Raw genomic sequence first — 20,405 nt, 5'->3', positions numbered from 1 at the left:
GAGCTCTTTTTCTGATTTTCACTATAAATTTTTCCCCATCGTATATAACCCTCCCAGGCATATCGATAAACTTTCTGAAAATGGTTGGGGCGATATTGGTTTCAAAACGCCTTAAGTCCTGTGCAAAGCGATGATAAAAGGTGTCTGCTATTAATGTCCATAATATATCAAGTGGTCTCATCTGGATTATTTTGAAAAACTTGCCGACGGAGAAGCCGCAATGCGTCATGACCGCGCCATCCAAAATCGTATCCGTATGGCGCGCTTTCCGGTGATCAAAACCATGGATCAGTTTGACTGGGTCTGGCCGAAAAGCATTAACCGTCTCCAGGTACAAAATCTCTTTCGGCTTCAGTTTATCGGGAACAAATCAAATGTAATCTTTCTTGGCGGCGTCGGACTTGGCAAAACCCATTTGGCCTCAGCCCTGGGTTATAGCGCTTGTCTGAATGGAAACACAGTTTTGTTTACAACAGCAATTGATATAATCAACACGCTCTCGGCAGCCCAGTTTGCCGGGCGCATGAAACAGGAGCTAAAAAAATATACAAGACCGGCTCTTTTGCTAATTGATGAACTCGGCTTTTTGCCAATCGACAAAAAGGGAGCTGACCTTTTGTTCCAGGTAATCAGCCTTCGATACGAATGTGGCGCCATAGTGATTACTTCCAACCGGGCTTATAAAGACTGGCCGGAAATCTTTAATAACGACAGCACACTGACTTCAGCCATTCTCGACAGGCTGTTGCATCATGCCGAAACCGTAATCATTAATTAAGGGCAAAAGCTACCGTATGAAAGACCGGATCGAAACCTAAAAACGTCTGTTCTGCTATCAATGGAGTCGGCATACAATATGTCGGTTCCTATTTTCCATTGAAATTTTAAACCGCTAGATTATTGGTGCTTTCATGCCGCCGGTAACACAAAGTAACTCCTTCATACATTCTTCTTATCGCAGGTTTGGGTGTAGCTGTGTTATGTAAAAAATATCTCAAAATAAAGAAATACTGGGGAATATCAAAAAACAACAAAACATAGTTGCAGTAATTTTCTGCAATAACACATGATAAGTTCTTTTATATTTTTTTTATTGTATAATATTATCAGGTTCATGATGGCGCTCTTCCCATTCGGCGACTAACTTGATGATATCTGAGGATTTATTTGCAGAAAGAACTTCCTTGCGCCATTTGTCACTTCGTGCCATTTTGCTGATTGTTGCAAGCATAGACAAATGGCTTTCAGGTGAATCGGCAGGGGAAAGCAGAAGCATCATAATCCTGGCGCTACGTTCAGACCTCTGATCCTGTATGCCTGCTTTGCCTATGCCAAGAGCTACAAGGGGGGTTTGCAGGTCGATTATCCGTGCATGGGGAATTGTTACATCCTCACCGACAAAGGTTTCCCCCTGTTTTTCACGCTCAAGAAGAGCTATCCATGCTGATTTTTTTAATTCGGTTTTTTCGCTGCAACAAGCATCCAGCAAGCGGTTAATTGCTTCCTCTTTTTCAATGCGCTTATTCCATATAAGAACACTCATTTTCTTCAGAAATGCGTTGTTCTCCAAAGCCGGTTTCGTCTTTTCCTGATCTATAGGATGTGTTTTTTCAGCAGGACTTGAAGTTTCTGAAGAAAGCATATCATCCGGTATTACTCTTGTATCAAGGACAACAACGGTTATACCCTTGCCTTCGGTAATAAGCCGTTCCGCTATACTGACTTCACCACGCAAGCGCCGCCAGAAAGGCACCTTTTTCCCGGGTGTACCAATAACAATATGCCCTACACGGTATTCCCTGGCAAATTGCAGAATAGTCTTTACTATATCGTCACCCCTATATGTAAAAGATGTGGCGCCTAATTGTTGTGCGAGTGTAAGTGTGTTGGAAAGCTTTCGCTGAGTCGCCGCATCAATAAGTGTAGGACGTTCCTTAGAAGTTTGAACATACACAGCATACCAGTTGCGATTTAATCGCCCGGCAAGACGGGAGGCAAAGCGAAGCAGCGCCTCGCTATTTGGTCCTCTTGAGCTAAGGCAGACCATAACTTGATCCGGGTTTGAGGGAATATCTTCTTCTGATAGCGGATCGCGACGACGCGAGTCGATTTGCGAGGCAAGCTCACGCAGAGTCAGTTCGCGCAGTTGCTCGAGATTTGCCGGCTTAAAGAAATTCACAAGAGCGGTTTCGATACGCTCCCTGGTATAAACTTTTCCCTCCTTTAAACGGCGCTGCAAGTCCTCTGTAGTAATATCCACATTTACAATCTGGTCGGCTTCCGCAACAACCCGATCCGGAATCCTTTCCCGAACCCTGACTCCGGTTGCGCGCTCGACAGTTTCATAAAGGCTTTCCAGGTGCTGGATGTTCAGAGTGGATATGACATGAATACCTGCAGAAAGTATTTCTTCCACATCCTGATATCGCTTTGCATTCTTACTGCCCGGCACATTGGTGTGGGCCAGTTCATCTATGAGTACAACACTCGGGCGGCGTGATAAAATAGCCTCGAAATCCATTTCATCAATGACAATCCCTCGATAGGTGATCTTGCGTCGAGGAATAATCTCCAGCCCTTCAACCAACGCTTCGGTTTCCATCCTTCCATGGGTTTCGACAAGTCCGATGGCCAGGTCAATTCCATCCTCCCTGATTCGGTGTCCTTCAAGAAGCATTTGATAGGTCTTGCCCACCCCGGCCGCATAACCCAGATAAATTTTCAACCTGCCTCGCTGAGACCGGCGAATCAAACGGAGGAAATTGTCGGCGCGATTCCCGTTCATATCGACTCGATTATCTTGTGGCTTTAAAGGTCGCATTCTCGTGGACAACCTCCTGGAGTGCATTCAAACGATCTAGACATAAAGCCATCACATGTCGCTTTTGACCCAGAGATTCTGCAAGAGAGCGAATGTTGCTGTTACGACGTGACAGTTCGATAATTTTTGCGTTAATGGTCTGAAACTCCCGGTAGGATTTCAGCGCTTCGCCGAGAAGTCGTTTCCCTGTCCCACCCACCAGTGCATCCAGGCGGTTCAGGGCAACATTTTCCTTCTCATCAAGCTGTTTTATGTTTACCTCTATGGCATCCATGCCCGCATCTGTTGTTTCGGCGATATGGGGAGCTTCGAGAGTGTAAATATCAAGAACATCCGTAAGCGCTTTGGATGATAGCCGTATTACGACTGCTTTATCGGGATGAGAGGCCGCCGCCCAATCCATCAGTTCATTGAGCGCCTTCTCCATATGCCTTATCGCCACAGCGGCGGGACCAAAGCAAAGCCGAAAAGCTTTAAGGTTGGTGTTTTGAACCGCCAGCGACAAGACTTCATTGTCTATCCCTCGCAGCTTCTCCCAGCACGCGGTGAAATCATCGAGACTCTTTGCCTCTTCACTGTTCTTTTGGACAAGTGCTTCAAATGCAATCCGGGCTCTTTCCACCTTTTGAGATGCCTGGATGGACTGCTCGGCAAAGGCCTTCGATGTCTCATCCGTATCGGCCATTACTGAACTCTTTTCGGCTTCGGCAGATGTGAGCAGTTCGTTTTTCATGGTTTGTACCAGGTTGGTTTTAATGACCGATTTCTCATATTCGGTTTTCAGCCGGTTCATATTTTGGCGGTTGATAAAGAAAAATACGATAAAAAAAAGCAACACGGCCAGAGATATGACTATGCCTATCTGAAGACTGGGCATGCCCTTATTTGAAAATAATGACTTTTTCATTTTACCAATTTATCCAATGTCATGTTCACAAACAATACGTTCACCAATGGTTCGGGGGCAAGAAACCCACCCGCACGTTTGGCATGACGATCCAGAAGAGTCTGAACCGAAAGGACGGATATCCCTCTCGCCTCAGCGACTCGAGCCGCCTGATACTTCGCTGACTTTAGTGTTATGTGTGGATCCATGCCACTGCCGGATGCGGTTACCATGTCGGCAGGTATGAAATTCCCTTCTTCCATGCCCAGCCGGGCCATAATTTTTTCCGCTCTTTTGCGAAGCGCTGGATTGGTTGGTGACCAGTTGCTGCCACCGGTGGCCGACGCGTCATACTTTGCGGCAGAAGGCCGGGGCCAGAAATATTCGGGGCGCGTGAATGCCTGAGCAAGTACTTCGCTTCCAATAACTTCTCCATGATCATTTTGGAGGATGGATCCATTAGCCGTATAGGGCGCCATAATCTGACCAATGCCCAGGATCGTCAGGGTATAGAGTACGCAGCAAATAAACATGGTCGTTAGAACAATTCGACCCGACATCATAACTTGATGGGAAATACTTATCTTTTCAACGTTCGTATTCATCGATAACCTCCTACAGAATTCCGGTGATGCTCAGTGCCATATCGATCAGCTTGATGCCGACAAACGGCGTAATAACCCCGCCTAAGCCATACACGAACAAATTGCGTCTTAAGATGCTGCCCGCTCCCATGGGCCGATACTTCACGCCCTTGATGGCGATGGGAATGAGCAGCGGAATAATGATCGCGTTGAAGATCAGAGCCGAAAGAATAGCGCTTTGCGGCGTTGCCAGACCCATAATGTTCAAAGCTGCCAGCTGAGGAATAGCCAGCATGAACATGGCCGGAATGATGGCGAAGTATTTGGCCACATCATTGGCAATGGAAAAAGTGGTAAGCGATCCCCGGGTCATGAGCAGTTGCTTACCGATCTCGATGACCTCGATCAGCTTGGTGGGATCACTGTCCAGATCGACCATATTGCCCGCTTCCTTGGCGGCCTGGGTGCCGGAGTTCATGGCAATGCCGATATCTGCTTGTGCCAGGGCCGGCGCGTCGTTGGTGCCGTCACCCATCATGGCGATGAGCCTTCCCGCACGTTGTTCCCTGCGGATATACTCTAACTTGTCTTCCGGCTTGGCCTCGGCAATGTAATCATCGACACCAGCCTCCCGGGCAATAGCGGCAGCAGTCAGAGGGTTGTCGCCCGTGACCATGACCACCCGCAGCCCCATGGCCCGGAGACGGTCAAACCGGTCCCGAATAGCTGGCTTGAGAACATCAGACAGGGCGATGACTCCCAGAATGCTCTTTGCTTCGGCGACAACAATCGGCGTTTTCCCCTGGCGGGCAACTTGATCCACGAGTTGGGGGAGATTTTCAGGGAGTGAGCCTCCTTGTTCCCGGACATATGCTTGTATGGCGTCGGTTGTTCCTTTGCGGTAAGAACGTCCATCCGGAAGATCCAGACCGCTCAACCGTGTTTGTGCGGAAAATTCAATGATCGTGCTGTCCCGGTTTTCAAGAGGCGCCTTGTCTCCCAGAATATCCTCTCCAAGGGCTACAATGGATTTTCCTTCCGGCGTCCGATCTCCAAAGGATGCACACATGGCGGCCTCGGCAATCTGTTCTTTTGTTACACCCTGCAAGGGATGGTATTCGGTCGCCTGCCGGTCACCCATGGTAATCGTACCGGTCTTGTCGAGCAAAAGGGTATCGATGTCTCCGGCAAGTTCCACGGCTTTTCCGCTTTTGGCCAGGACATTCGCCGAAAGGGCGCGGTCCATTCCGGCAAGTCCGATAGCGGCCAAAAGTGCGCCAATGGTGGTTGGAATCAGGCAGACCAAAAGAGCGATCAAGGTCGGAATCGGCAAATCCACGCCGAAGTACCGACCGATCGGCCAAAGCGCCCCGGTCACCATGAGAAAGGCAAGGGTCAGCCCGGCCAATGTCACGGTCAGCGCCAGCTCGTTGGGCGTTTTCTGCCTGACTGCTCCCTCTACCAGGGCGATCATGCGGTCAAGAAAGGACTCTCCCGCCCCTGCGGTTATACGAATTTTGATTTGATCAGAAAGAACGCGTGTGCCACCCGTGACCCCGGAACGATCACCACCCGCTTCCCGGACGACAGGCGCGGACTCTCCGGTGATGGCCGATTCATCCACGGATGCTGCGCCCTCGGTCACCTCACCATCACTGGGGATGGTCTCCCCGGCGGAAACCAACACGACATCGCCTTTCCGGAGTTCATCCGAACTGATCTCCTCGATTGCATCCCCTGACACCCGGCGAGCCATGGTCCGGCTTCTGGTTTGCTTCAAGGTATTTGCCTGTGCCTTGCCTCGTGCTTCAGCCAGGGCTTCCGCGAAATTGGCGAACAGAACGGTCAGCCACAAAATAAACGTGACGGAAAGGGTGTATCCAATACTCCCGCTCTGCCCGAACAGATCCAAAAACAGCACCAGCGTCGTCATTATCGCACCGACCTCAGTGACGAACATGACCGGGTTCCGGGCCATAACCCATGGCTTGAGCATGACCACAGCCTGCTTTGCGGCTATGCGCATGAGATGCCTGTCAAATAGTGAGGTTCCCCTGGCTTTGCGCCGTGCGAGTTTTGCTTCGACCGTTTTGTTTATAGTTTCCATAATAATATAAGCTCCTCTATCCCTGTCATTACATTCCAGCTGAAGACAGATGTTCAGCTATTGGCCCAAGAACCGCTGCAGGCAGAAACAGCAGCGCGCCGATAAAAATGATACTGCTCAGAATCACCAACCCGAATAGCGGTGTATCCGTGCGCAGGGTTCCAACACTTTCCGGGGTGGGTTTCTTCGCCGCCAGAGACCCGGCAATCGCCAGCGGCAGAATGATGGGTATAAACCTGGCCAGCAGCATGATCATGCCCGTTGCCAGATTCCAGGGAACCGTATTGTCCCTAAGGCCCTCAAACCCCGAACCATTGTTGGCTGCGGCGGAACTGAATTCGTAGAGAATTTCGGAAAAGCCATGAAAACTAGGATTGCGCACCGTCCCGGCACCCCAGGCGGTGGCCGCAAATAGTGCTGTTCCGCCCAGAATGAACAGGGGATGAATGAGAATTGCCAGAAGAGCGAATTTCATCTCCCGGGTTTCGACCTTGCGCCCGAAATACTCCGGTGTTCGTCCAACCATCATACCGCTGATGAACACACCAATAATGATATACAGAAACATGTTGATCATGCCAACGCCCACGCCGCCGAAGGCGACGTTGAACCACATGCCGATCATCGGCATAAGTCCGGTCAGCGGATTGAGGCTGTCATGCATGGCGTTCACCGAACCGTTACTTGTAGCCGTTGTCAGGGCGCTCCAGGTCGGACCGGCCGGGGTTCCGAAACGAAGCTCCTTGCCTTCCATATTGCCGCCGGCTGCCACAGAAAGTCCTGCAAAAGCGGCGGTTGGCGCGCGCTCGCAGTAATTGGCAAGGCCAACCTGAACCGTCAGCAAAGCCGCCATGACGCAAAAAACAACCACCGCATGCCGCATTCGCCCGGTAATGCGACCGAACATCCAGACACAGGCCATTGGTATCAGGATGATACTGAGGCTTTCGATGATATTGGTGAAATAGGTTGCGTTTTCGAAAGGGTGAGTGGAATTCGGGCCGAAGAAGCCGCCGCCGTTGGTACCCAGTTGCTTGATGGCCACAAAGGCTGCCACAGGTCCCCGCGCTATGGTTTGCGTTACGCCTTCCAGGGTGGTCGCTACGGCTGCGCCTTGCAACGTCATGACGACACCACCCAGCACCAACACAGCCGCGACTATTAATGCTGCCGGCAACAGCACAAGAAAGGTCGTCCGCAGGAGATCCTGGTAGAAATTGCCGAATGCCGTTTTTCCACTAAGCCCTCTGGCAAGCGCCACCAATGCTGCAATCCCTGTGGCTGCGGAAACAAATTGCAACCACATCAAACCAAAAATTTGTGAGAAGTAACTGAGCGATACCTCACCTGAATAGTGCTGGAGGTTCGTATTCGAAGCAAAGGAGGCCGCCGTATGGAAAATCAGGCTGGGTTCCAGCACCCCCTTGCCATCGGGATTCAGCGGAAGGCGCTGCTGAAATGAAAGGATCAGATAGACTATGACGAACATGATTGCATTGAACAGCAACATAGACAGAACATACTGTTTCCAATCCTGCTCTCTCGCAACCAGGGGACCACCCGCTTTCCGCAGCCATGATTCGAGATGCCCCCGGAAGACCGACATGTTTTCCGCGGGGTCCATGGCCCAGGTCATGGCCTTTGCCAGAGGCCACGACAATAAAATGGCGCCTGCAAGGATCGATATGATGAATAAAGCTGCCATTCATAACCTCCAAACGTTAAAACCTATCAGGATTGATGATGGCGTAGATGAGATACGCCATACATATAAACAAAACAATACCAGATAAATAGACCATAATATTCTCCTATATTTTGCCGCATAGAACTGTCAGAGCAGCCAGCGCCGCAAAAAGCAACAGGCCCACAATGAGAAACATTACAAATAACATGATTTATCTCCTTCTTTTCAATTTTGCTTTTCCTGCACATCGCGCTCTTTAGCCAGAGGCAAGGTAAAACCAAAAGATGTCCCCTTGCCGATTTCGCTTTCAGCACTGACATCCCCGCCATGTGCCTGTATAATTTCCTTCACAATAGCCAGGCCCAAACCGACGCCGGATTTCTCATCCTGCCCTGGCGCACGGTAGAATGGCTCAAATAAATGCTTGAGATGTTCAGCGGTAATGCCCGCTCCGGTGTCCTCGACTGAAAATCGCACGTTATCCGGTTCAAGGTCCGCTAAAACAGAAACGGAGCCGCCGGGGCTGGTGAAGCGAATGGCGTTTGAGAGCAGATTGGTAAATACGTGGCGAATCTTTTCTGCGTCCGCCACAACTTCGGGCAAATCGTCCGGAACGGCATTTGCCATCGTTACACCCTTGTCCCTGGCTTCAGGAAGAAAGGAATCGATGACATCCCGGACAAGCGTCTGTGGTGATACAGGTTTGAGGGATACATCGGATTTTCCTGACTCAATACAGTTGAGATCCAGCAAGTCATTAATGATGTTTAACAGCCTCTCACTATCATCCCGGGCGGCAATCAGCAATTCAATCTGCTTTTCATTCAGTACACCAACACTCTCCTCAAGAAGGAGATAAATAGACATGCGAAGTGATGTAAGCGGTGTCTTGAGCTGATGTGAAACAGTTGATATCATACCACTTTTCAACTCTTGCTGCTCGTACATTTGTGTAACATCTTTTAGAATCAATGCCACGCCGGTCAGCTCTTTTCCTTCAGGAACAACAGGTATCGGAACAACTGTCGGTTGAAAAAAATACTCGCGATTATCGATAAATTGCTGAATATAACCATGCTTTGAGTCATGTTCTATAATACGGTTCTCGTTCAGGGCTCTTTGGATTAATGGATTCAGCCATTCATATCCGAGCATTTCTGCAAAAACTCCCTGCTTAAGTCCAAAATGTCTATCCGCAGTTTCAGTTGAAATCTCAACCCGTCCTTTTAAATCCAGTAAAGCAATAGCCGTTGGAAGAGCTTTAAACACTTCTTCCGTGGCTCTGCGGATGCGTAACAGACTGATCCTTTCTTCCTTGCGAATCTGTCTTAATACCGCCGCCATTTCATTAAAAGATTCCGAAAGCCTGCCGATCTCATCTTTAGATCCGGTTTCCAATACCAAATCCAGATTTCCATGTCTGATTTCATCGGTAGATTCAATTAGGCGATTGATGGGACGCAGAATCCATTTATGTGAAAGATAACTGAATAAAAATGCAATAAATGCCGAGGCCATAATTGCCATCAACATGCGCCGATGGGCGATATTTGCCAAGTATCTGGCTGTATCATTTGCCTCGCTCATATTCTTTTGATTCATCTCAAGTATTTCCTGAGCCAGCTTTTTGATCTTCTGGAATGATGGTTGTAAGTTTAAAAAATAAGCGGCTTGCCGTTTCTTTAAAGTATAAGAGATATTTGTAACGAGCTGTATTGCCTTGGTATATTCTTCAAACAAGATTTTTATGCGTTCCGCTCTTTCCCGTTCATCGGAAAGCGTAATATTGCTGAGCTCAACATCCAAGGCATCATGAAACTTTGGGGTATATTCTTCGATCAGACGGTTCCCGTTCATCTCGTTTCCGGCAAGGGTGAATAGTAAGCCACTATCCATTCGTTCCAATGATTCCTTCATGTTCTGGCAGGCTACCACACTGCGGTAATTCTCCTTGAGTATTACATCTATTGCTCTGCCGAGACTATCAATCTGTGCCATGGTCATTATACCAATAACGACAACGACTGAAAGCAGTCCGCCAAAACCAAACATAATTTTCTGTCTGATACCGATCATAAATATTACCTCCGCTTAATATTATAGCATGGGATATGCCAAACGTGTTAGCACTGTAATATCAGTATGATATAGATATGCCATAAAATAGTTTCCTTGCAAAAAACAAAGACAGCTTCTAAATGCCATTGCAAAATACAAGACCGGAGAACAATAATGGAGAAGTTTGGATCAGATGCTGTATTGCTTTCGTTTACGCCATAATGTAGCTTGATCGATGCCGAGAATGTCGGCTGCTTCCTGTAAAGATTTGGAGAAGGCGATGATGCGGCGTATGTGGTTTTCTTCGATTACTTCTAATGTTACACGGTCACCCAGCCGGACAGGAGGATTATATGGGGCAATTGAAGACGGTAGATTTTCAATTCCGACCGGATCGGAAATGCTTAGGATGGCTGCGCGCTCGACCACATTACGCAATTCACGGATATTTCCAGGCCAGGAGTATTTTCGCAGTGCCTTCATAGCTTCATCGCTGAATCCTCTGAAGACCTTGTGATTTTGCGCGCCGAAAAAATTCAGCATATTTTTTGCCAGATATTCAATATCTTCAGAATGATCAGCCAGTTTGGGCAAGTAAATCTGAATTACATTCAGCCGGTAGTACAGATCTTCCCTGAATTTTTTTTCCATAACTGCATTATCAATATCAATATTCGTAGCAGCAATTATACGGACATTTGCTTTCCTTGTTTGCTGATCACCTACTCGCTCGTATTCATGATCCTGGATAAAACGCAGAAGCTTTGGTTGAATGATCAGAGGCAAATCGCCGATTTCGTCCAGGAACAGTGTGCCCCCTTCACATGCGGTGATACGACCCGGATTGTCACGCAGCGCTCCTGTGAAAGATCCTTTTATATGGCCGAAAAGCTCACTTTCGAAAAGTTCAGAGCTCAGGGTTGGGCAGGATACAATGCTAAATGGCTTATCCGCACGACGGCTCCAGCTATGAATAGCCCGGGCCAGCAGGGTTTTCCCGGTTCCGCTTGGCCCCCGGAGTAAAACAACCGCTTCTGATGGCGCAACTTGTTGCGCAAGAGCTATAGAGCGCTGCATATCAGGATGTTCGGAAGTAAAAGATATCTCCGGATGAAGTCGCTCTATGTCCTCTTTTAATGTTGCGATGCGCTGTTCCATGCTTCTAAACATTGCCACACGGTTAGTAACAAGTTCCACCTGCTCGGGAGTAAATGGTTTAGGGATGTAATCGGTTGCCCCTCGCCGCATGGCCTCTACTGCCGTATTCACCGAGGCATATGCAGTAATAACTATAATTTTGAGCCATGGAGACGTGCTGAGAAGTGCTGGAATCAGATCAAGACCGTTATCTGTTCCCAATCGTAAATCCACAAACGATAAATCAAATACCCGTCGGTCCGCTTCCGCACGTGCATCTTTTGCGTTACTGACAGCGATCACCCTGTGTCCACGAGATTCCAAACAGACTGTAAGCGTTTTGCGTATATTGGTCTCATCGTCCACTATGAGTATGCTGAGGTTTGTAGAATTATTTTTATTTCGCATCATTGTTTATTATGCCTTCAACGGTTTGAATTAGATCTAAAACTATTTATTAATTTTACTATTTTATTATCAAAAAGCAAATCCAAACATATTTTAAGTTCTTAAAGACAATATTGATTATCATAAAGGTTTATTCTCCTTCTTTACTTTAAAATATTTCTATTTACGACAGCATTGTAACATTGCTATTTTCAAAACATTTTATTTTAAATCAATTTAGAGCAGCTTTATCACTTAAGCAACTGTACAGTTTCTCCGGGCCACCGCAAATGAGAATTTTGAAGTATTTCGGATAATCAAAAGCTTATTCGTAAGTGCTGTTATTCGGACCATAACCGTGAAATAAGCTATATTATGATATAGTTTTTACGATTATATTGACATAACCGTGAAATAATATATATTGCAACAATGGCAAAAACATTGCATGTTTATAATTCTATCAATCGTTTAAGAGAGCGGTATTATATTGCTTCTGTCGGCAAACAGGCGCTTTTGCAATTATTGAGTGAAGCAGAAGTAGCAGAGCAGGTATATAACTCAAATGCAATTGAGAACAGCACACTTACTCTTGATGAAACAGAAAAAATACTTTTACAAATTAATTTAGATAGATATATCACTGATAGAGAGATATTCGAAGCAAAAAACTTAGCGCGCGTGGTTTCTTATATTAATACAAAAGCTAAAGAACAAGAGCTTACTCTTGAGATTATTTTATCGCTTCACAAAATGCTTATAGCTAATATCCGGGATGATATTGCCGGCAGATTTCGCAAGGATGGTGAATGGGTCAGAGTTGCAAACCACATAGCACCACCCCCGAAACAAATAGAAGAGAGATTGGATAAAATGCTTGCAGCATATAATGCAGACAGCCGTAAAAATATTATAGAACGTATGGCATTGCTGCATCTTGTTTTTGAATATATTCATCCGTTTGTTGATGGCAATGGCCGTATCGGAAGAGTAGTAAATAATTATTTGCTTATAAGAGAAGGTTTTGTGCCGGTTAATATTAAATTCATAGACAGAAAGATGTATTATGAAGCATTTAATGAATTTGAGGCAAAAGACACTGTTAAAATCATGGAAGAAATACTCGGCAAAGCGCTTACAAACAGTTACCATAAAAGACTTGCATATCTGGAAGGCGCGCAAATCATGACGCTTGCTGAATATGCAAAAAAGTATAAGCTATCACACTCTAATTTATTAAATAAAGCAAATCGCCAAACAATAGAAGCTTTTCTTGAAAAAGGTGTGTGGAAGATCGGAGTAATCCAACCCGATGCTGCTTTAACTCCATGATTGTTGAATCCTGAGGGCCAATTGCAAGGCTTCCAAGTCTGTCATTCCTGTCATACCTGCTGCTCCGCAAACGGATTTTTTATTTCTATCCTTGATGTGAAAGATAAGAGGGAAAAGCATATGTTCCGTAAATTCATACAGCAGAAATCCTATTATATTATTCTTTTAAATTAGTTAATCAATTGCTGTCAACAGGAAGAAACCTGAAAAAATGTAAAATTATATACATACTATTATCGCGGAATTATTGGAGAGTGACCAGTAAAGCGCTCTGGCATCATTTTCATTCAAAACAATATCGAAGGCTGTATATGGTGAGCCTTTTAAAGTATTCCAGACCATTGAAAGCGGGTGTGTGAAAAACTTAATGGATGAATAAAAAGCATTGGCTGTTGCTGTTATAATTCCTTGTGATGAAGGCCTTATAAATACTGTTGCGCCGCCGAAAAGAACAATTGTATATCTGGACGGCATATCCTTAAGTTCCAGCGCCTCCAGTTCGAAGGTGTCCTTTTTTGTGTCATTCCCGGGTTTTATAGTTTCCCTCCCGGGTTTAATAAATGTGCTTTTCTCTTTTACCTTGTATGAGTTTACCGAAACGGAATTACCCCAGCGACCGGAATCCTGAATGCCCAGCTCTTTAAGATTAATGCCTCTGGACTTTATATATATTACCTTTTCTGATATATTGAAAACAAAATATATATCTGCCTTACGTGACAGTTTGATCTCTTCTTCCAGAAGCCGGTTCTGTTTTATGTAGTTTCCCTTGATGTTGTTACCGGCATAGGCCGGAATGGAAATTAAAATGACAATTATAGTTATTAGTTTAAACTTCATAATCAAAAAATAAATATCCTTGTGCCAAGTTCAGCTGCATTATATATTGTTTTTAGATCCTTATCACCAACCCTTATGCAGCCGTGCGAAACGTTTCTTCCAAGCAGCCTGGTATATAGAGTCCCATGTATAAAATATCCATTACCGAAACCCAAAGCATAATCTCCAAGAACGCCTTTTTCTATTCTTTGGCTTGGGTCTTTTGGAATTGCCTCGCCTTCTTCAATAAATGCCCAGTCCGGTCTGGTCCATACTGGTGATATCTTCTTAGACTTTACGTGATATTCGCCCATAGGTGTATCAAAAACCCATTGTCGTTTGCCGGACGGGTCTTTAAGTATATTCCCGCTTCCACATGATACGATGGCTTCCTGGATGGTTTTGCTGCCTCTTTTCAGATAGAGTCTGTTCAAGCCGGTGTCTATAACAATATAAACACCATTTGGGTTAAAGCTCCCCAGTTTTTGCTTAAGAGCCGAGTTTTTGGCCTTAAGCATATATAAGCTGATTTTACTTTCTTTTTTTGCCTTGGTATCCGGCATTGAGCTATCGGAACCGAGATAAAATCCAACAGACTCAACAGCTATAAATATGATGAAAAACGCAATAATAAATTTAAGATATTTTTTGTTGCCGGGCATTGATTAAAGACCTTCTATAGCTGAGGAAAATTTGTTGTTGTAGTCAACTGCTCCGACAATAGTTACAGGAGTTCCTACAGGAACAATTTTAAAGATATGGTCGATTTTGCTGTTATCCATTGCTATACAACCATATGTCATACTATTTCTTCCGCCGCCATGTATTTCTATTAATCCGCCTATTCCGGCTTTTGCAGGTATGAGCCCGTTTTTCTTGGCCAGAATGAAATTTTTTCTGTCTTCCTCATTAGGATAATTTAACAACAATGCCTTGTGATAACGGCTTTCAGATTTTTTTTGTGTTATTCTATATTTTCCTTCAGGGGTTGAATTATCCCCGGAACGCTGCTTATCAAGAGAGCCATTGCGTCCAAGCCCGACATTATATGTCCATACCGGAACTCCGTTTTTATACAGCACGAGGGTACGTTCACTTTTATTTACGATAATTGCCGGAATCCCTTTTTTTTTCGATTCGGCTATAGTCTCATCAACCATTTTTTGCCATTTTCTTATATGATTCTTGTCAGCGTAGCGGTTAAGAATAGGCAATATCATTTTTTCAGACACTTTTATATATTCCGATAAATCATTTAATTTCTTTTCCGCAGTATCATAATCATTATTATTATATCTTGTTATCGCTTCAGAAAGCAGAAGTTCAGCTCTTATCAGGTCTTTTCTGGCAAGCCTTCCTTCATTTATCATTCCGGTAAGACCTTTTATGGTTTCGATTCTGTTTTTTGCAAACAATATTTTATTTGAAATCGTTTCATTAGTTTTTTTCTTTTTATTGGAAATATTAATATTTAAAGAGTAGCCTGTTTGTAAAATATTTCTCAATTCAGACTGAATATCCTCATAATCCTGAAACCATGCAAATCTGGATTTTTCTTTTATCAGACTTTCTCTGATCCTGCTAATAGATGTTTTGTAATTGTTATACTCAACAGGCGCATAAATTTGGGCTCCTGATTTCCAAAGGTTAACTTCCTGTTTTTCAAGCAGTTCCAATTCCTGTGGCACTTGCTTGTCCTTGCATCCAGTAAAAAATATAATTAACAATAAAATAAGTATGGTAGTTATTTGTTTTTTTATCATCAATACCATTGCACAAAGTTGAATTCTAACTTTTTGTTATACAGAAAAGAGCTTTTCTTCTGCCTCTGTAGAAACCGGATTAAAATTTTATTGAATTACCTTATAAAACTCTATCGCCAAAATCAAGACACGGGCGATTTTAAACAGAAAAAATCACCCGTGTCTATTAATAATATTGATATTAGTATTATATTAAAACATTAATTATTTTTTTGCTCCAACTTTTTCCATTGCCGCTTTCACCTGGTCTGAAATTACTGTTGCCTTGTCTTTAATTGCATTCGCCTTTTCGGTAGCAGTAATGAAATCACTGGAATCAATAGCAGTTTGAACTTCAGCCAAAGAAGTTTCTATGCCTTGAAGATCAGCTTTGAGCGCTTCGATATCCGCCATCGAGCCTTTCCCTTTGGGTGCTTGTTCCAGAAGACCCTTAGCCTCTGCTATAGAAGCTTTTGCTGTTTCCTGTGCTGCTGTTGCATTGCTCTTGGCCTCTTCTTTTTTTGTGGCTAAACTTGCATTAACTGCTTCCGCATCAGCCTTTGCTTTTGCAAGAAGCTCTTTTGCCTTGGAATAATTCTTGAACAGTTTGCCTTTCTGAACCTTGATTTCATCCTCAGCAGCCTGCATTGTGTCATTTACATTTTTCACTTCTTCAGGCACATACTTTTGGGCATCTTCCGATTTAACAGTATCTACAGCTGCTTTTGCCGAATTGATGTCTTCGGTAGGTTCTTTTGCGCAGCCTGCAAGCAAGAAGACTGAAACTATTATCAATACTAAATATTTCATGATACCCTTCATAATTATTATTCCTCCTTATGTAATTAATTTGTTGGATTTAGTTTTTCTCACTAAAATACGATCGGGGGCTTTTAAGTCTTATAGAGATATCCGCAAAATAATTGCCCCTTTTAGGATATTATCCGGCTGATTGTCTCTATACCGGAGTTTTGCCACCGAATATTTTTATAATTATTCCGCACCAGACGGATTTCCGGTAATTACTCAAACGGATTTAATATTCAAGAACTTATATTTATCATCACCTCCTTTAAAATGTATTTAGTAATATGTTAGAATAAATTTTATCCGGTTCGCCTCCTTCTATGAATAAATTTTAAACAAACGATTCAAAAGTGTTTTGTGATAGATTCTATTCAAAATATATTTTTAAACAAATCTTATGGGTAAAATAATATTGGTGAAGCCCTAGTAAAGTCTATGAGTGAAATGGTACAAAACATACTAAATTTATAATAAAATATAGCATTAAATAATTTGGTTAATAAAAGAGAATGGAAAACTGTACTTAAGTCCTTGTGCCGGACTGAATTGTTGACCGAATCGAAATGCATAAACAGCCCGAGCCGGATATACGACATATAGCTTTTTCTTTCTAAATAGGTATAACTAAAGTTTGATGGCTTTGTATTTATTAATAAAGATAGCTAAAACAAACATTTAAATATTTAATACAAGCGCACCAGTATAAAATCCGGCTGAATTATAAAGCAGAAAATAATATTGTCAATCAACATTTTATGAACTTATGAGCCGATTTTTTTTATCTTTAATACTATGCAATAGCTGGAATGAGGCTTTGTATTATATGAACTATGTGACAAATTAATCGACAGCAGGGTAATTAATATCCTTAAGTATAGACTTTATCTTTTCCAGTGTAGCAGGTGTTTTCCATTCAACTGTTATTTCCTTTTTCTCTGGATCACCCTCTATCTTTGAAATGCCGTCAATCATGCTAAGTTCATTTTTAATCGTCATTATACAATGCTTACAACTGATGTTGGGTATTGAAAATGATTTTTTTTCCATAGTATTTCCTTCGTTTATGTTTTAGAATAAGTTTTATGACTTTGATCTCATTTGCTGCCCAGCCGCAGCTGCATTTCCTGTTTATTCCATTCAGTCCGGATAATTTTATTATTTTATAATTGAGCAGGGAATGCAGATCAATTTGCCGTCTTTTCCATTAACCATCTTTGTCTGCATGGTCATTTCGCCGCAGATGGCACATGATACGGAAGGTGCAAGAGAAGCATATGGCGGCATGGAAAATTTGATCTCTTCAGTATGAAAAACTTCACTAAACGGCTTTGAGAAAAGATCAACCGCTTTTAAATATTTTTGGCGACGTCTCTCCTCTTCATTGGCCGTTCCTTCAGACAACGCTTTTTCAAGGTTATTAAACTCATCTTTATTACTGCCACTGTAATTATATGAAGTTATTCTTGAGAATCTGTAAGCCTTATCTGTTGAACGGTTTGCAACAGTGTATGCATTTTTGCCATAGTCTTTTATTATAAGATTTCCTTTGCCTGCTGTTGTGCCGATCATTACCTGAAGCCCGTCAACTGCACATGAATCGTTCTCACAGACTGCTACAACTTCTTCATCAGTTGAATGTTTTATATCAAGAAGCCTTATACTTTCTTTTGCTACAATATAACCGTAAACAAGACCTGGACACAAATGCCCGTGAAAGGCAACGCATTGCTTAATATCTAATGGTATTAAGGTGTTATCATTTTGAGATGTGTTTTCCATAACTAAACTCCTTATTGAAAGCTTAGAAAAATTTGATTGATTAATTCAAAAAAAGTTCATATTTTTCTGTAAAATATGTGAGAGATCAGCCGTATATAACGGGAAGCATAACACAGTTGTTGATTTTCAATCATAAAAGGAAATATCATAATATAATGGGGAAAGCCTGTTTTCAAGAATAAACTTTCCCAGGGATGACGCCGCCTCCCGAAAAGACTATTATCAATACAGATCAGCTATGCTAATGTCTACACGAAAAGCAGTTTATCATAGGGCAACCCCACAGTGTTCGATTGAAACGTAGAACGGGGTGCTGCTGTGAATTTATTTGGCACACTCATACCCCGTTGGCAGAATCAGGTGAAATTATATTTGATGCAATTCGGGCAATGAATTTTCGGTAACTAAAAATTGACACCAGGGCTATATTGGGTTATTTTGCAGATGCGGTTTTTTTGGCATAGCCCCCCCATCCTCCCAAAAAGAGAAAAAGGAGAATTGTACATGACGAAAGCAGAATTAGTTGATGCAATAGCCGCTGATGCAAAAATCACGAAAACTGCTGCTGTTGCAGCTCTGGATTCATTTACCAAAAATGTCACTAAGGCATTAAAATCAAAAGACGGTAAAGTTACTCTTGTAGGTTTTGGAACATTCTCAAAAGCAAAACGTGCAGCTCGTAAGGGCAGAAATCCCCAAACTGGTGCAGAAATCAAAATTAAAGCACGTAACGTTGTTAAATTTAAAGCAGGCAAAAAGCTAAAAGAGTCTGTGTAGGCAGTAAAGCAAATTTATCAGTCAAAAAAGCCGCAACTTTTTAGAAACACTGTATAAGGATTCCATTCAAGCGAATTTGGCAGCGTTAACGAAGGGCAGGTTTTTTCCTGCGGAAGCCGTACCCATACCCAATCGGAACAGATTTATTACAATTGCTATAAAACAAACGTTTTATTGGCATACCTGCCAAAATAATGACGCAAATCCTGTTTAAATATTATTTGGAGATCTTATACACTATAAAATAATCTATTCTTGTTTATTTATAATCCCTTTCCTGTAGTTTCCTTTTATCTGTCAAACTATCCAATATAATTACTATTAATTATTTATGAAAAGTCTGTCTCAAACCATAAAAAGCAAATTTGCTTCAGCCTAAAGTGTTTATTATGTTTCGGCATCTAATTTGCTTTATAAATCCGACAAAAAATTATTTTCTTTTATTGGATTACCACAGCCTAAAGTTATTGAGGTTTATTCCGATAATACAGACTGTGTTTATATAATGGAAATAAGGCGTGGCTTAATCAGAACATAAGCAATAACCTTAAAGGAAGAAAACAAGATTAAAGGGAGGAAAACATTATGAAAAATAAGCATTTATTAGAAATTGTTGTTGTCGTGTTGGCTTTAATTGTTTCATTTTCGGGAACGGTTTCAACAGTATCGGCCGCTGAAGTGCGCATAATTGCCAATAAGAATGTGCCGGTAAGTTCTATCTCATCGGATATGTTAAAGGATATTTTTCTTGGCAAGAAAAATACCTGGGACAACGGAATGAAAATAGAATTTGCGACCCGGGATCCAGGTGATTTGCAAAATAATTTTCTCAAAACGTATCTTCAAAAATCCCCGGTTCAATATAGCAATTACTGGAAACAGCAGGTTTTCACCGGCAAGGGCCAACTACCCAAAGCCTTTGATTCGGATAAAGCCATGCTTGATTATGTTGCCAGTATGAATGGTGCTATTGGTTCTGTTTCGGATAGCGCAGATACCGGATCGGTAAAAGTCATTACAGTTAAATAAAAGGAAAAATATATATGAAAAGAATATTAATTATTATTGCAGCTTTTATGACGATTGGATGGGGTTCTCAAGCTGTCGCCGTGGAAATGGATGCACTGGGCGGTGTTTCAATTCACGGCTTTATATCCCAGGGGTTTTTGACAAGCGGTGAGTATAATTATCTGGCCCACAACAGCAAGACAGGCAGCTTCGAGTATAATGAAATGGGCATAAATTTCAGCAAGCAGGTAACAGATAAACTGCGCATAGGAGCACAGATATTCTCAAGGGACTTGGGAGATGTCGGCAATAATAAAGTTACGATAGACTGGGCTTAGTGGTTTAGAAAATATAAGCTGAACATTTAGCATAATGGCCTTGGTTTTATTTTATAATTCCACTCTCCATGGAAACCATCCCTCTCGATAGCAATCTTTCGGAGTTCTTCATCAGAGACTTTGATGCCGGTCTTGT

General features: G+C 43.0%; 21 protein-coding genes. 5 read left to right on the top strand and 16 right to left on the bottom strand.

Going from position 1 to position 20,405, the window contains the following annotated elements; all coding sequences use genetic code 11:
- The coding region (locus VXK47_RS18920) for a hypothetical protein (protein ID WP_435550343.1) at window positions 1-229 on the bottom strand (229 nt) is incomplete at its 3' end.
- Here VXK47_RS18920 and istB point away from each other — a divergent pair.
- Window positions 221-778 carry an IS21-like element helper ATPase IstB gene (istB, locus tag VXK47_RS18915; protein ID WP_435550342.1) on the top strand — a complete coding sequence of 186 codons (558 nt, stop codon included), beginning with the start codon at window positions 221-223 and terminating at the stop codon, window positions 776-778. The two genes, VXK47_RS18920 and istB, sit on opposite strands and share 9 nt — an antisense overlap.
- A 312-nt stretch (window positions 779-1,090) precedes the next feature.
- Here istB and VXK47_RS18910 read toward each other — a convergent pair whose 3' ends face one another.
- The 8 genes from VXK47_RS18910 to VXK47_RS18875 all read right to left on the bottom strand — a co-directional run bounded on the left by VXK47_RS18910 (window position 1,091) and on the right by VXK47_RS18875 (window position 11,691).
- The gene (locus VXK47_RS18910) at window positions 1,091-2,821 is read right to left on the bottom strand and encodes a PTS sugar transporter subunit IIA (protein ID WP_435550341.1); all 1,731 of its coding nucleotides are present in this window, start codon (window positions 2,819-2,821) and stop codon (window positions 1,091-1,093) included.
- Window positions 2,796-3,728, bottom strand: a complete 933-nt coding sequence (locus VXK47_RS18905; RefSeq protein WP_435550340.1) for an MCP four helix bundle domain-containing protein — start codon at window positions 3,726-3,728, stop codon at window positions 2,796-2,798. Before VXK47_RS18905 ends, VXK47_RS18910 begins: the two co-directional genes overlap by 26 nt.
- A complete protein-coding gene (kdpC, locus tag VXK47_RS18900; RefSeq protein ID WP_435550345.1) occupies window positions 3,725-4,267 on the bottom strand; it encodes a K(+)-transporting ATPase subunit C in 543 nt (180 codons plus the stop codon). The genes VXK47_RS18905 and kdpC overlap by 4 nt, the downstream gene beginning before the upstream one ends.
- A gap of 55 nt (window positions 4,268-4,322) precedes the next feature.
- Window positions 4,323-6,398, bottom strand: coding sequence for a potassium-transporting ATPase subunit KdpB (gene kdpB / locus VXK47_RS18895; protein ID WP_435550339.1), 2,076 nt, complete (start codon window positions 6,396-6,398; stop codon window positions 4,323-4,325).
- A 28-nt stretch (window positions 6,399-6,426) separates the two neighbouring features.
- On the bottom strand, window positions 6,427-8,103 hold the full coding sequence (gene kdpA / locus VXK47_RS18890) for a potassium-transporting ATPase subunit KdpA (protein WP_435550338.1): 1,677 nt from the start codon (window positions 8,101-8,103) through the stop codon (window positions 6,427-6,429).
- A gap of 16 nt (window positions 8,104-8,119) precedes the next feature.
- On the bottom strand, window positions 8,120-8,200 hold the full coding sequence (kdpF, locus tag VXK47_RS18885) for a K(+)-transporting ATPase subunit F (protein ID WP_435550344.1): 81 nt from the start codon (window positions 8,198-8,200) through the stop codon (window positions 8,120-8,122).
- Window positions 8,201-8,310: 110 nt separating this feature from the next.
- Window positions 8,311-10,161, bottom strand: a complete 1,851-nt coding sequence (locus tag VXK47_RS18880; RefSeq protein WP_435550337.1) for a HAMP domain-containing sensor histidine kinase — start codon at window positions 10,159-10,161, stop codon at window positions 8,311-8,313.
- A gap of 171 nt (window positions 10,162-10,332) precedes the next feature.
- Entirely contained in the window at window positions 10,333-11,691 is a 1,359-nt protein-coding gene (locus tag VXK47_RS18875; RefSeq protein ID WP_435550336.1) for a sigma-54-dependent transcriptional regulator, read from the bottom strand.
- Between the two features lie 408 nt (window positions 11,692-12,099).
- Here VXK47_RS18875 and VXK47_RS18870 point away from each other — a divergent pair, with 408 nt between their 5' ends.
- Window positions 12,100-12,999, top strand: coding sequence for a Fic family protein (locus VXK47_RS18870; protein WP_435550335.1), 900 nt, complete (start codon window positions 12,100-12,102; stop codon window positions 12,997-12,999).
- A 219-nt stretch (window positions 13,000-13,218) separates the two neighbouring features.
- On the opposite strand, the gene VXK47_RS18865 is transcribed toward VXK47_RS18870, so the two are convergent.
- The 6 genes from VXK47_RS18865 to VXK47_RS18840 form a co-directional block, all read right to left on the bottom strand.
- Window positions 13,219-13,839, bottom strand: a complete 621-nt coding sequence (locus tag VXK47_RS18865; RefSeq protein ID WP_435550334.1) for a hypothetical protein — start codon at window positions 13,837-13,839, stop codon at window positions 13,219-13,221.
- A gap of 2 nt (window positions 13,840-13,841) precedes the next feature.
- Window positions 13,842-14,480, bottom strand: coding sequence for a L,D-transpeptidase (locus VXK47_RS18860; protein ID WP_435550333.1), 639 nt, complete (start codon window positions 14,478-14,480; stop codon window positions 13,842-13,844).
- A gap of 3 nt (window positions 14,481-14,483) precedes the next feature.
- A complete protein-coding gene (locus VXK47_RS18855) occupies window positions 14,484-15,506 on the bottom strand; it encodes a L,D-transpeptidase family protein (RefSeq protein ID WP_435550332.1) in 1,023 nt (340 codons plus the stop codon).
- A 279-nt stretch (window positions 15,507-15,785) separates the two neighbouring features.
- Entirely contained in the window at window positions 15,786-16,382 is a 597-nt protein-coding gene (locus tag VXK47_RS18850; protein ID WP_435550331.1) for a DUF4398 domain-containing protein, read from the bottom strand.
- A gap of 825 nt (window positions 16,383-17,207) precedes the next feature.
- Window positions 17,208-17,414, bottom strand: a complete 207-nt coding sequence (locus VXK47_RS18845; protein WP_435550330.1) for a heavy-metal-associated domain-containing protein — start codon at window positions 17,412-17,414, stop codon at window positions 17,208-17,210.
- Between the two features lie 108 nt (window positions 17,415-17,522).
- On the bottom strand, window positions 17,523-18,146 hold the full coding sequence (locus VXK47_RS18840; protein WP_435550329.1) for an FmdE family protein: 624 nt from the start codon (window positions 18,144-18,146) through the stop codon (window positions 17,523-17,525).
- A gap of 504 nt (window positions 18,147-18,650) precedes the next feature.
- Here VXK47_RS18840 and VXK47_RS18835 point away from each other — a divergent pair.
- The 3 genes from VXK47_RS18835 to VXK47_RS18825 all read left to right on the top strand — a co-directional run bounded on the left by VXK47_RS18835 (window position 18,651) and on the right by VXK47_RS18825 (window position 20,269).
- The gene (locus VXK47_RS18835; protein WP_435550328.1) at window positions 18,651-18,923 is read left to right on the top strand and encodes an HU family DNA-binding protein; all 273 of its coding nucleotides are present in this window, start codon (window positions 18,651-18,653) and stop codon (window positions 18,921-18,923) included.
- A 585-nt stretch (window positions 18,924-19,508) separates the two neighbouring features.
- Window positions 19,509-19,952 (top strand): substrate-binding domain-containing protein, encoded by a 444-nt coding sequence (locus VXK47_RS18830; protein WP_435550327.1) that lies wholly within the window; start codon window positions 19,509-19,511, stop codon window positions 19,950-19,952.
- Between the two features lie 14 nt (window positions 19,953-19,966).
- Window positions 19,967-20,269 carry a hypothetical protein gene (locus tag VXK47_RS18825; protein ID WP_435550326.1) on the top strand — a complete coding sequence of 101 codons (303 nt, stop codon included), beginning with the start codon at window positions 19,967-19,969 and terminating at the stop codon, window positions 20,267-20,269.
- 26 nt (window positions 20,270-20,295) lie between these two features.
- Here the strand turns inward: VXK47_RS18825 and VXK47_RS18820 are convergent.
- Window positions 20,296-20,405, bottom strand: a 110-nt coding sequence (locus VXK47_RS18820) for an ISAzo13-like element transposase-related protein (RefSeq protein ID WP_435548236.1), incomplete at its 5' end; no start/stop codon positions are given.

Origin of the sequence: Desulfobacterium sp. N47 (genome assembly GCF_051233685.1) — a bacterium.
Taxonomy (GTDB): Bacteria; Desulfobacterota; Desulfobacteria; order Desulfobacterales; family RPRI01; genus RPRI01.
Note: the sequence above shows the minus strand (reverse complement) of the source record. Positions and strands in the feature narration are given on the sequence as shown.

Coding starts and splice junctions, on each gene's coding strand:
- istB (WP_435550342.1), top strand. CDS start 221: ATGCGTCATGACCGCGCCATCCAAAATCGTATCCGTATGGCGCGCTTT.
- VXK47_RS18910 (WP_435550341.1), bottom strand. CDS start 2,821: ATGCGACCTTTAAAGCCACAAGATAATCGAGTCGATATGAACGGGAAT.
- kdpB (WP_435550339.1), bottom strand. CDS start 6,398: ATGGAAACTATAAACAAAACGGTCGAAGCAAAACTCGCACGGCGCAAA.
- VXK47_RS18865 (WP_435550334.1), bottom strand. CDS start 13,839: ATGAAGTTTAAACTAATAACTATAATTGTCATTTTAATTTCCATTCCG.
- VXK47_RS18835 (WP_435550328.1), top strand. CDS start 18,651: ATGACGAAAGCAGAATTAGTTGATGCAATAGCCGCTGATGCAAAAATC.
- VXK47_RS18830 (WP_435550327.1), top strand. CDS start 19,509: ATGAAAAATAAGCATTTATTAGAAATTGTTGTTGTCGTGTTGGCTTTA.
- VXK47_RS18880 (WP_435550337.1), bottom strand. CDS start 10,161: ATGATCGGTATCAGACAGAAAATTATGTTTGGTTTTGGCGGACTGCTT.
- VXK47_RS18860 (WP_435550333.1), bottom strand. CDS start 14,480: ATGCCCGGCAACAAAAAATATCTTAAATTTATTATTGCGTTTTTCATC.
- kdpF (WP_435550344.1), bottom strand. CDS start 8,200: ATGGTCTATTTATCTGGTATTGTTTTGTTTATATGTATGGCGTATCTC.
- VXK47_RS18825 (WP_435550326.1), top strand. CDS start 19,967: ATGAAAAGAATATTAATTATTATTGCAGCTTTTATGACGATTGGATGG.
- VXK47_RS18845 (WP_435550330.1), bottom strand. CDS start 17,414: ATGGAAAAAAAATCATTTTCAATACCCAACATCAGTTGTAAGCATTGT.
- VXK47_RS18905 (WP_435550340.1), bottom strand. CDS start 3,728: ATGAAAAAGTCATTATTTTCAAATAAGGGCATGCCCAGTCTTCAGATA.
- kdpC (WP_435550345.1), bottom strand. CDS start 4,267: ATGTCGGGTCGAATTGTTCTAACGACCATGTTTATTTGCTGCGTACTC.
- VXK47_RS18850 (WP_435550331.1), bottom strand. CDS start 16,382: ATGAAGGGTATCATGAAATATTTAGTATTGATAATAGTTTCAGTCTTC.
- VXK47_RS18840 (WP_435550329.1), bottom strand. CDS start 18,146: ATGGAAAACACATCTCAAAATGATAACACCTTAATACCATTAGATATT.
- VXK47_RS18870 (WP_435550335.1), top strand. CDS start 12,100: ATGGCAAAAACATTGCATGTTTATAATTCTATCAATCGTTTAAGAGAG.
- VXK47_RS18875 (WP_435550336.1), bottom strand. CDS start 11,691: ATGATGCGAAATAAAAATAATTCTACAAACCTCAGCATACTCATAGTG.
- kdpA (WP_435550338.1), bottom strand. CDS start 8,103: ATGGCAGCTTTATTCATCATATCGATCCTTGCAGGCGCCATTTTATTG.